The organism is Streptomyces sp. SAS_281 (assembly GCF_052542855.1).
Window position 1 is genome coordinate 1 of sequence record NZ_JBMNDO010000183.1, and the last position, 11,144, is coordinate 11,144.

Sequence of the window (11,144 nt, forward strand, 5' to 3'; positions counted from 1 at the left end):
CCCCCCCCCCCCCCCCCCCCCCCCCCCCCCCCCCCCCCCCCCCCCCCCCCCCCCCCCCCCCCCCCCCCCCCCCCCCCCCCCCCCCCCCCCCCCCGCCGCTGTGTGTGGCCGTTTCCCAGCGCGGCCGGGCCCGTGGGTGGCAATCTGCTCAGCAGTAGATACGCACAGCTACATAGCCGGAGGTGCCGTTTCCGTGCCGTCCAACGTCAATCCCACCGTCAGGCGACGCCGGTTGGGACAGGAATTGCGCCGACTGCGCGAGGTCAAGGGAATGACCGCCGAGGAGGTGGCGGACCGGCTGCTGGTGTCGCAGTCCAAGATCAGCCGCCTGGAGAACGGCCGCCGCTCCATCAGCCAGCGCGACGTCCGCGATCTCTGCGGGGTGTACGAGGTCGAGGACCGCCGCCTGGTCGACTCGCTGATGCAGATGGCAAAGGACTCCCGCCAGCAGGGCTGGTGGCACGCGTTCGGAGACATCCCGTACAGCGTGTACATCGGTCTGGAGACCGACGCGGCGTCGCTGCGGGTGTACGAGTCGCTGATCGTCCCCGGCCTGCTGCAGACGCGGGAGTACGCGCAGGCGGCGATCGAGGGGATGTGGCCGGAGGCCACGCCCACCGAGATCGACAAGCGCATCCAGATCCGCATAAAGCGTCAGGACCGCCTGACCGATCCGGTCGAACCGCTGCGGTTCTGGGCCGTGATCGACGAGGCCGTGCTGCGCCGCGTCGTGGGCAGCCCGCAGGTCATGGCGGACCAGTTGAGGCATCTGGCGGAGCTGAGCCAGCTGCCCCACGTGACGCTCCAGGTCCTGCCGTACACCGTCGGGGCACACCCGGGGATGTACGGGAGTTACACGATCCTCGAATTCCAGGAGGACATGGACGCGAGCGTCGTCTACCTCGAAGGAATCACCAGCGACCTGTACCTGGAAAAGGCGCCCGACGTCCAGAGTTATGCCGTGATGTACGAACACCTGCGCGCGAAGGCGCTGAGCGCCGAGCAGTCCCGCGCGTACATCCTCCAGGCGGCGGAGAACTGCGGAGCGTGACGAATTCCGCGCCCGCCACGGGTACTCCCGGGGCGGCGCGGAAAATACACCTCCGCCCGGTCGCACCGGAAGACAACCAAGGCGTAAGTCATCCGAACGAGTGAACGCCGCCGACGCTCGATGATGTTGCGGCGTAGCGTCCTCACAAGTCGCTGGGCGCAGCGGCTGGGCGCACCGCCCAACGACCGGCACAACCATCGGAGTCATTATGGCGATTCGGCAGAATGCACTGACGGAGTGGACCAAGTCCTCCTATTCCGCGAATGGGAATTGTGTGGAGGTCAAGGCTGCGGAGGGGCACGCCCTGCTGGTCCGCGACTCGAAGAGCGTGAGCAGCGGAGTCCTGGACTTCTCCGCGAAGACCTGGTCGGCGTTCGTCCTGGACGTCACGCACACCGCCGGCTTCTGACACCGCGCGACCCGGCCGCGCGCTCGCGCCGCGGCCCGCATCAGGCCCTCTCGACCGGCCCGCCGTCCTGGCCGAGAGGGCTTTCGCCGTCTCCGGGCCGGATTCTCTGGCAGTTCCCCTCCCTCTCGACCGCACGGGACCCGCATCCCGTGCGGTCTTCTTTGTGCTTCCCTTCCTGCTTCCCTGCGCTCACTGCCTGGCGAAGCGCCCGCTCATCGTGTGGCCGTCGTCACGTTCACGACAACGCTCCCGTGAGTCAAGAACGAGTAAAATCGTTCCTCTTACTGATCTGCGTTCACATCTATGACCGAAAGGGTCCTTGACCGGGGTACCTGACAGGCGGTTCAATCCCCGAAGTCCCCGCTCCCGCACGGGGCGCCGCTGAGCGGCCGTACTGGCGAAGTGCGCACCCCGTTCACAAGGCGGACCCCGGGAGGGGACATATGAACAGTCTCGACTGGGTCGTGCTCATCGGCTACTTCGGCGTGATGATCGCGATCGGGCTCTGGTCCCACAAGCGTGTCGACAACGTCAGCGACTTCTTCACCGCGGGCGGCAGGATGCCCTGGTGGCTGTCCGGCATCTCGCACCACATGTCGGGGTACAGCGCCGTGATGTTCACGGGCTACGCCGGCATCGCGTACCAGTACGGCGTCACCTCGTTCGTCACCTGGTCGCTGCCGATCGCGATCGGTATCGGCATCGGCGCGAAGCTCTTCGCGCCCCGGCTCAACCGGCTGCGCTCGCGGCTGTACGTGGCGTCCCCGCTCGAATACCTCAAGAACCGCTACAACGTGCCGACCCAGCAGGCGCTGGCCTGGTCGGGGCTGCTGCTGAAGATCGTGGACGTGGGCGCCAAGTGGGCCGCCATCGCCACGCTGTTGTCCGTCTTCACCGGGATCACCCTCACCCAGGGCATCTTCATCACCGGCCTCATCACGGCGGTCTACTGCACGGTCGGCGGCCTGTGGGCCGACGCGCTCACCGAACTGGGCCAGTTCGTCATCCAGTTGTTCGCCGGGCTCGCGATGCTCGTCACCGCGATGCACGAGCTGGACGGCTTCAGCACCCTGTGGACGGTCTGGGACAAGCTGCCCGAGGGCCACGCGGACCCGACGGCCGGCCCGTACACCGTGACGTTCCTGCTGGCGTACCTGTTCATCAAGACCTTCGAGTACAACGGCGGCATGTGGAACCAGGCCCAGCGCTACATGGCCACGGACTCCGCCGCCTCCGCGACCCGTTCGGCGCGGCTCTCCGCCATCCTGTGGCTGGTGTGGCCGACGGTCCTCTTCTTCCCGATGTGGTGCGCCCCGCTGCTGGTGGACGCGCAGAAGCCGGACGCCTCCGACAGCTACGCGCTGATGACCGAACAGCTGCTGCCGCACGGGCTGCTGGGCCTGGTCGTCGTCGGGTTCTTCTCGCACACCATGGCCATGTGCTCCTCCGACGCCAACGCGATCGCGGCCGTCTTCACCCGGGACATCGCCCCGGTGTTCTCCAAGGCCGCCCGCGAGTGGAGCAGCCGGGCCGGGCTGCTCGCGGCGCGTCTGTCCACGCTGGGCTTCCTCGGCCTGTCCATGGCGCTGGCGACGCAGATCAACTCGCCGACGTTCAAGGACATCATCTCGGTCGTCATCAAGTGGGTCGCCGGGCTCATGGGCCCGATCGCGATCCCGTTCATGCTGGGGCTGCTGCGCCGCTTCCGTAAGTCGGGTCCGACGGCGGCGCTCGTCAGCTGGGCGGCGGGGCTGCTGGCGTTCTACTTCACCAACTACGACCTGGACGGCTCGGTGAAGGAAGGGGTGGCGCTCCAGTACCAGGTGGCGCTGCCGCTGGCGATCTCGCTGGTGCTGTACGTGGTGATCGGCTTCGTACGCCCGGAGGACACCCCGGAACGCGACGCGCTGATCGAGCGGATCAACACGGACGGCGACGGCCCGGCGGCGGTGCCCGCCCAGGCCGGTCCGGGCGAGGCGGCGGTGGCCGAGGGGGCGAAGGAGTAGCCCCGCCCCCCGGTGGCCCCGCTACCCGCCCGTCAGCCGCGCGGGTAGCGGGCCAGCCAGCCCGGGGCGGCGCCGGCCGGGCTGTGCAGGGCGGGCCCCTGGGTCATCTCCATGGCGAAGTCGTCGGCGAGTTCGAGGAGGGTGGCCCGCCCCTCCAGCTCGGCGAGCCAGGCCGGGGGCAGCGCGGTCTCCCCGTGCATCGCGCCCAGCATCGCCCCGCACAGCGCCCCGGTCGCGGCGGACGGCCCCCCGTGGTTCACCGCCAGCCGCAGCCCGTGCCGCACGTCCTCCCCGACGAGCGCGCAGTACACCGCGACCGCCAGCACCTCCTCGGCCGAGTCCGTGACGCCCAGGGACTCGATGAGCGCGGGCCCCGGGATGCCCTGGCGTACGGCGCCGAGGGCGCGGCGCAGCGCCTCGGTGACGGGTTCGTGGCCCGGGTGCTCCGCGAGCAGCCCCAGGGCGTGCTGCACGGAGCCGTCCAGGGTCCCGCCGCGCGCGAGACCGTGCACGACGACCGCGAAGGCACCGGCGGAGAGCAGGGCGGTGGGGTGGCCGTGGGTGTGCGCGGCGCACTCGACGGCGAGCTGGAACACGAGCTCCGGGTCCCAGCCGACGAGCAGCCCGAAGGGCGCGGACCGGGTCAGCGCGGCGGCGTCGTGCGCGGCGGGGTACTTGGGCCGGTCCAGGGTGCCCATGACGGCGTCGCCGAAGCCGCCCAGGCATTCCCGGGTGGGGTCGCGGCGGGCGTAGAGCCACTCCTGCCCGGCGAGCCAGCCGTTGTCCGCACGGCGCTCGTCGGGCCCCCAGTCGTGCTGGGTCGCGGCCCAGCGCAGGTGGGCGCGGTGCACATCGGTGGGCGGGTGCCAGGCGCCGGTGTCGCGGCGGACCTGGGCGCGGATCAGCCCGTCGACGGTGAACAGGGTGAGCTGGGTGGCGGCGGTGACCGTACCGCGCGCGCCGTGGGCGGGGACGAAACCGGTGACGGCGTCGGGGCCGTGGGCGGCGCGGATCTCCTCCAGGGTGAGGGGGCCGACGCCGGCGCCGAGCGCGTCCCCGAGGGCACCGCCGAGGAGGGTGCCGCGTACCCGGCTGCGGAAGTCCTGCTGCTCGGTCCGCCCCCAGACGGCCGACATCCCTGTGCTCACCGCGCCACTCCCGTATGCCGTGGTTTCGTTCCCCTGTGCGACTGTGCGGTAACTGCGCAGCACTGTAATCGAACGGGTGCAGTGGCCAAGGGTTTTGTACGGCTCCGAGGCGCATCGAATTCCGTTGCGGCGGGCGGGCCCGGGGGTGATGATCGCCCGATGCCCTCCTCCCTCCCCCACACCCACCCCGACGGCCGCGCGGGCATCGACGCCGCGCTCGTGGAGCGGCTGCTCGCCGCGCAGTTCCCGCAGTGGAGCGGCCTGCCCGTGGTCCCCGTCGAGGTCGACGGCTGGGACAACCGCACGTACCGCCTCGGCGACGCCATGACGGTCCGGCTGCCCACCGCCGCGGGCTACGTCCCCGCAGTGGAGAAGGAGCACGTCTGGCTGCCGCGCCTGGCTCCCTCGCTGCCGGTCCCGGTCCCCCCGGTCCTCGCCCTGGGCGCGCCCGGCGAGGGCTACCCGTTCCCCTGGTCGGTGCGGCGCTGGCTCCCCGGCGAGACGGCGGCGCACGACCGCGTCGCGGACCTGCCCGGCTTCGCGGTCTCGGTCGCCGAGTTCATCCGCGCCCTCCAGCGCTGCGAGCCGGCGGGCGGTCCGGCGGCGGGCGCGCACAGCTGGTACCGGGGCGCCTCCCCCGCGTACTACGACGACGAGACCCGCCACTGCCTGACCGTCCTGGCGGACCGCGTCGACACGGACCGGGCGCGAGCCGTCTGGGAGGCGGCCCTAGCCGCCGAGTGGCACGGGGACCCGGTGTGGTTCCACGGCGACATCGCGTCCGGCAACCTCCTGGTCCAGGGCGGCGAGCTGGCCGCCGTCATCGACTTCGGCACATCCGGCGTGGGCGACCCGGCCTGTGACCTGGTGATCGCCTGGACCATGTTCGACGGCGAGAGCCGCGAGGCGTTCCGGGACGCGGCCCGCCAGGACGAGGGGACCTGGGCGCGGGCCCGGGGCTGGGCGCTGTGGAAGGCGCTGCTGAACCTGACGCAGGACGCGGGCGAGGACCCGGCGCGGGCGGCCGTCGAGCTCCGGGTGATCGACGCGGTGCTGGGGGAGCACGACGGGCGGGGGTGAGCCGGCGCGGTGGCGCCGGCCCACCGGCGGGTTCGGCGGCGCCCCCTCCTCAGTCCCCCAGCACCGGCAGCAGCTCCGGCAGGTGCCCGTCCGAGGCGCCGGCCGCCGCGACCCGCTCCTCCGGGACCTCCCCGTACAGCGTCGTACGCGGCTTCGCCGGGCGGCCCGCGAGTTCCGCGATGGCCTCCAGGTCGCGGACCGAGCGGTAGGAGCCGTAACTCGACCCGGCCATGCGGGAGATGGTCTCCTCCATGAGCGTGCCGCCCAGGTCGTTCGCGCCCGAGCGCAGCATCTCGGCCGCGCCCTCCGTGCCGAGCTTGACCCAGCTGGTCTGGATGTTGGTGATGTGCGGGTGCAGCAGCAGGCGGGCCATCGCGGTGACGGCCCGGTTGTCGCGGTCGGTCGGGCCGGGGCGGGCGATCCCGGCGAGGTACACCGGGGCGTTGGTGTGGATGAAGGGCAGCGTCACGAACTCGGTGAAGCCGCCGGTCTCCTGCTGGAGCGCGGCCAGGGTGCGCAGGTGGCCCAGCCAGTGGCGGGGCTGGTCGACATGGCCGTACATCATGGTCGAGGAGGAGCGCAGGCCCACCTCGTGGGCGGTCCTGATGACCTCCAGCCAGGTCGCGGTGGGCAGCTTGCCCTTGGTGAGGACCCAGCGGACCTCGTCGTCCAGGATCTCGGCGGCGGTGCCGGGGATCGAGCCGAGGCCGGCCTCCTTGGCGGCGGTCAGCCAGTCCCGGATCGACATGCCCGTGCGGGTGGCCCCGTTGACGACCTCCATCGGCGAGAACGCGTGGACGTGGATGCCGGGCACCCGCTCCTTCACCGCCCGCGCGATGTCGAAGTACGCGGTGCCGGGCAGGTCCGGGTGGATGCCGCCCTGCATGCAGACCTCGACGGCGCCCACGTCCCACGCCTGCGCGGCCCGGTCCGCGACCTGGTCGAGCGAGAGGGTGTACGCGTCGGCGTCGGTGCGGCGCTGGGCGAAGGCGCAGAAGCGGCAGCCGGTGTAGCAGACGTTGGTGAAGTTGATGTTCCGCGTGACGATGTACGTGACGTCGTCGCCGACCACGTCGCGCCGCAGCGCGTCCGCGATCCGGCACAGCTCGTCCAGGGCCGGGCCGTCCGCGTGGAGCAGGGTGAGCGCCTGGTCGTCCGTGAGCCGGGTCGGGTCGTCCGCCGCCCGGCTCAGCGCCGTGCGCACGTCCCCGTCGATCCGGGACGGCACCATCCCGGGGGCCGCCGCCTCTCGCAGCGCCTCCCAGTCCCCGTACACGACGTCGAAGTCGTCGCGGCGGTCGCCGGTGCGGCCCTCCGTGTCGATGGTGCGGTGCAGGTCGGTGCGGCCGGAGGCGTTGAACCCCTCGTCCGGCTCCTGCCAGGGCAGCCCTTCCGGGATCGCGCCCTCGCGGGCGAGCCCGGTCTCCGGGTCGGCGAGCGCGCGGACGTGCGGGAGCAGGCGCGGGTCCAGCCAGGGTTCGCCGCGCTGGATGAACTCCGGGTAGATGGTGAGCCGTTCGCGGAGCGTGAAGCCGGACTCGGCGGTGCGGGCGGCGAGTTCGTCGATGTGCGGCCAGGGGCGTTCCGGGTTCACGTGGTCGGGGGTCAGCGGGGACACCCCGCCCCAGTCGTCGATGCCCGCGCCGATGAGCAGCGCGTACTCCGCGTCGACCAGGTTCGGCGGGGCCTGGATGCGGGCGGACGGGCCCAGGATGTGCCGGGCGACGGCGATCGCGGCGGCCAGTTCCTCCAGCTCCGCGTCCGGCATCCCGCGCATCGCGGTGTCGGGCTTGGCCCGGAAGTTCTGGACGATGACCTCCTGGATGCCGTGGTAGGCGCGGGCGGTCCGGCGCAGCTCGAAGAGGGAGTCCGCGCGCTCCTCGTACGACTCGCCGATGCCGATCAGGATGCCCGTGGTGAACGGCACGTTGGACCGCCCGGCGTCCTCCAGGACCCGCAGCCGCACGGCCGGTTCCTTGTCCGGGGAGCCGTGGTGCGGGCCGCCGGGCTCGGACCACAGGCGGGTCGCGGTCGTCTCCAGCATCATGCCCATGGACGGCGCGACCGGCTTGAGCCGCTGGAGGTCCGTCCAGCTCATGACCCCGGGGTTGAGGTGCGGCAGCAGCCCCGTCTCCTCCAGGACCCGGATCGCCATGGCGCGTACGTACGCCAGCGTGTCGTCGTACCCCTCGGCCTCCAGCCACTCGCGCGCCTCCGGCCAGCGGTCCTCCGGCCGGTCCCCGAGCGTGAACAGGGCCTCCTTGCAGCCCATCGCGGCGCCCTCGCGGGCGATGGCCAGCACCTCGTCGGGCGACAGGAACATGCCGTGCCCGGCCCGGCGGAGCTTGCCGGGCACGGTGACGAACGTGCAGTAGTGGCACTTGTCGCGGCAGAGCCGGGTCAGCGGGATGAAGACCTTGCGGGAGTACGTGATGACCCCCGGCCGCCCCGCCGCCGCCAGACCGGCGTCGCGCACCCGGGCTGCGGAGGCTGCGAGATCCGTCAGATCGTCGCCGCGCGCCTGGAGCAGCACGGCGGCCTCGGCCCGGTCGAGGGCGACACCGTCACGCGCACGCTTGAGCGCGCGCCGCATCGAGTTGGTGGTGGGGGGTCCGCTCTGAGGATCGGTCATGCCTCCGAGCATACGAGCGGGTAGCGGGCGCTCCGCTTACGCGTAGCAGTCCGGGATCAGCGGCCGGTCCTGGGACCATTCCCGCAGGCGGGGCCGGTCGCGGGCGGCCGGCGACCGAGTGGGGACGGCCCCGGCGCACAACCGGACCGGGCACGGCCTCGCCGAGTACCGGACCGGGGGGGAGAGTCACCTCCGGCCACTCTCAACGTATAGCGCAAGGGGGGCCTTGCCGCAAGGCCCCCCTTGTCCCGCACAATCGCTGACCTGAGCCAGCCACCTGCGGCATTTGGGAGTTCTGCGTAGTGCCCGATTCGAGTCCTGTCACCCCCTCCCCCACCACCCTCACGACGAGCGCCTTCGCGCTGACCGGCGACCGCGCCGAGGCCAAGGCGGACCCCGCCCTGATCGCCGCCGACGAGCGGCACTTCGCGGCGATCGCGCGCTGCCTGGAGGAGACCGTCGCCGAACTGACCGCCGCCCTCGACACCGCCCGCCGCGCCCCGGGCGGTCTTGGCCGGCAGGGTCTGGACCGGGACGCGGAGATCCACCGGCTGACCGCCCGGCTGCGCACCCTGCGCCGCTTCGGCCTGGACCTGTGCCTCGGCCACATGGCCGGGGCGGACGGCTCCGAGCCGGTGTACGTGGGACGGCTCGGCCTCACGGACAGCGAGGGCCGCCGGCTGCTGACCGACTGGCGCTCCCCGGCCGCCGAGCCGTTCTTCGGGGCGACGCACGGCAACCCGATGGGCCTGGCGAGCCGCCGCCGCTACCGGTGGTCCGGCGGGCGGGTCAGCGACTACTGGGACGAGGTGTTCGCGCCGGACGCCTTCGCCGGGCACGCCGCGCTGGACGACCAGTCGGCGTTCATCGCGAGCCTGGGCACCAACCGCTCGTCCCGGATGCGGGACGTGCTCTCCACGATCCAGGCGGACCAGGACGCGATCATCCGGGCCGGTTCGCGCGGGGCGCTGGTCGTGGACGGCGGCCCCGGCACCGGCAAGACGGTCGTCGCCCTGCACCGCGCCGCGTACCTCCTGCACGCGGACCCGCGCCTCGGACACCGGCGCGGCGGCGTCCTGTTCGTCGGCCCGCACCAGCCGTACCTGGGTTACGTCGCCGACGTGCTGCCGAGCCTCGGTGAGGACGGGGTGCGTACGTGCACCCTGCGCGACCTCGTCCCGGAGGGCGCGGCGGCCCTGCCGGAGGCCGATCCGGAGGTGGCCCGGCTGAAGGCTTCGGCGGAACTGGTGCGGGCGGTCGATGCGGCCGTCGCGTTCTACGAGGAGCCGCCCGCCCAGGGCCTGACCGTGACGACGCCCTGGGCGGACGTCCGGCTGACCGCCGCCGAGTGGGCCGTGGCCTTCGAGTCGGCGCCGGGCGTCCCGCACAACGAGGCGCGGGACGCGGTCCTGGAGGAGGTGCTGACGATCCTGGCCGACAAGCACGCGGACCGGCAGGACGAGGAGGTCCCGGACCACCTGGTCCGCCAGGCGCTGCTGCGCGACCGCGAGCTGATGTCGGCCTTCGACCGGGCGTGGCCCCTGCTGGAGGCGGCGGACCTGGTCGGTGACCTCTGGTCCGTCCCCGCCTATCTCCGTACGTGCGCGCCCCGGCTCGCCCGCGAGGAGGTGGCCCGGCTCCAGCGCTCCGAGCCCCAGGCGTGGACGGTCTCCGACCTGCCGGTCCTGGACGCGGCCCGGCAGCGGCTCGGCGACCCGGACGCGGCCCGCCGCCGGCGGCGCAACGAGGCGACGGCCGCTGCCGAGCGTGCGCGCCGCGCCGAGGCGATCGACAGCCTGCTGGAGAACGCGGAGATCGACGAGAGCCAGGGCGCGGTGGGGATGCTGCGCGGCCGGGACCTCCAGGACACGCTGCTCGACCCGGACGCGCTGTCCACCGCCGAACCGGACGAGCTGGCGGGCCCGTTCGCGCATGTGGTGGTGGACGAGGCGCAGGAACTGACCGACGCCGAGTGGCAGATGCTGCTCCAGCGGTGCCCCTCGCGCAGCTTCACGATCGTCGGGGACCGCGCGCAGGCCCGGCACGGCTTCACGGAGTCGTGGCGGGAGCGGCTGGAGCGGGTCGGGTTCGACCGGATCACCCTCGCCGCGCTGACCGTCAACTACCGCACGCCGGAGGAGATCATGGCGGCGGCGGAACCGGTGATCCGGGCCGCCCTGCCGAACGCCAACGTCCCGGTCTCCATCCGCAGCAGCGGCATCCCCGTGCGCCGTGGCCCGGTCACGGACCTGCCCGCCGTCCTCGGCACCTGGCTGACGACCCACCCCGAGGGCACGGCGTGCGTGATCGGCGCCCCGGCGGCCTTCCGCCCGCCGTCGCCGCGCGTCCGCGCGCTGACGCCGGCCCTCTCGAAGGGCCTGGAGTTCGACCTCGTGGTCCTGGTCGAGCCGGAGCGCTTCGGGGAGGGGGTCGGCGGGGCGGTGGACCGGTACGTGGCGATGACCCGGGCCACGCGGGAGCTGGTGGTGCTGGCGGGGGCGTAGGGCCTCACCGCCCCGGGGCCACCCGCGCCCACACCGTCCTGCCGACGACGCGCTCGGCGACGCCCCACACCGCCGCCGGCGCCGCGACCAGGCGCAGCCCGTCCCGCCCTCGGCGGCGGGCCCGTCCGCGCACAGCTCCGGAGGCCGCTCGCCGCGCGCGTCCGAGACCTCGACGCGGAACCCGTCCGCCTCGGGGAGCAGGCGCAGCTCGAAGTCCCGTCCGCCTCGGGGAGCAGGCGCAGCTCGAAGTCCCGTCCGCCTCGGGGAGCAGGCGCAGCTCGAAGTCCCGTCCGCCTCGGGGAGCAGGCGCAGCT

At 73.0% G+C, this 11,144-nt stretch carries 7 protein-coding genes; 5 read left to right on the plus strand and 2 right to left on the minus strand.

Annotated features, from left to right (window positions below):
* Positions 1-193: 193 nt before the first annotated feature.
* The 3 genes from ACN6LM_RS36340 to ACN6LM_RS36350 all read left to right on the plus strand — a co-directional run bounded on the left by ACN6LM_RS36340 (position 194) and on the right by ACN6LM_RS36350 (position 3,466).
* Positions 194-1,051 carry a helix-turn-helix domain-containing protein gene (locus ACN6LM_RS36340; RefSeq protein WP_445069693.1) on the plus strand — a complete coding sequence of 286 codons (858 nt, stop codon included), beginning with the start codon at positions 194-196 and terminating at the stop codon, positions 1,049-1,051.
* A 208-nt stretch (positions 1,052-1,259) separates the two neighbouring features.
* Positions 1,260-1,460 (plus strand): DUF397 domain-containing protein, encoded by a 201-nt coding sequence (locus ACN6LM_RS36345; RefSeq protein ID WP_445069694.1) that lies wholly within the window; start codon positions 1,260-1,262, stop codon positions 1,458-1,460.
* Between the two features lie 443 nt (positions 1,461-1,903).
* Positions 1,904-3,466 carry a sodium:solute symporter family protein gene (locus tag ACN6LM_RS36350; protein ID WP_445069695.1) on the plus strand — a complete coding sequence of 521 codons (1,563 nt, stop codon included), beginning with the start codon at positions 1,904-1,906 and terminating at the stop codon, positions 3,464-3,466.
* Between the two features lie 32 nt (positions 3,467-3,498).
* Here the strand turns inward: ACN6LM_RS36350 and ACN6LM_RS36355 are convergent, their stop codons facing one another.
* Positions 3,499-4,614, minus strand: a complete 1,116-nt coding sequence (locus ACN6LM_RS36355) for an ADP-ribosylglycohydrolase family protein (RefSeq protein WP_445069696.1) — start codon at positions 4,612-4,614, stop codon at positions 3,499-3,501.
* A gap of 159 nt (positions 4,615-4,773) precedes the next feature.
* Here ACN6LM_RS36355 and ACN6LM_RS36360 point away from each other — a divergent pair, with 159 nt between their 5' ends.
* A complete protein-coding gene (locus tag ACN6LM_RS36360; RefSeq protein WP_445069697.1) occupies positions 4,774-5,694 on the plus strand; it encodes an aminoglycoside phosphotransferase family protein in 921 nt (306 codons plus the stop codon).
* A gap of 49 nt (positions 5,695-5,743) precedes the next feature.
* Here the strand turns inward: ACN6LM_RS36360 and ACN6LM_RS36365 are convergent, their stop codons facing one another.
* On the minus strand, positions 5,744-8,326 hold the full coding sequence (locus ACN6LM_RS36365) for a bifunctional FO biosynthesis protein CofGH (RefSeq protein ID WP_445069698.1): 2,583 nt from the start codon (positions 8,324-8,326) through the stop codon (positions 5,744-5,746).
* 302 nt (positions 8,327-8,628) lie between these two features.
* Between ACN6LM_RS36365 and helR the strand changes: the two genes are divergently transcribed.
* The gene (gene helR, locus ACN6LM_RS36370) at positions 8,629-10,830 is read left to right on the plus strand and encodes an RNA polymerase recycling motor ATPase HelR (RefSeq protein ID WP_445069699.1); all 2,202 of its coding nucleotides are present in this window, start codon (positions 8,629-8,631) and stop codon (positions 10,828-10,830) included.
* The last annotated feature ends 314 nt before the right edge of the window (positions 10,831-11,144 follow it).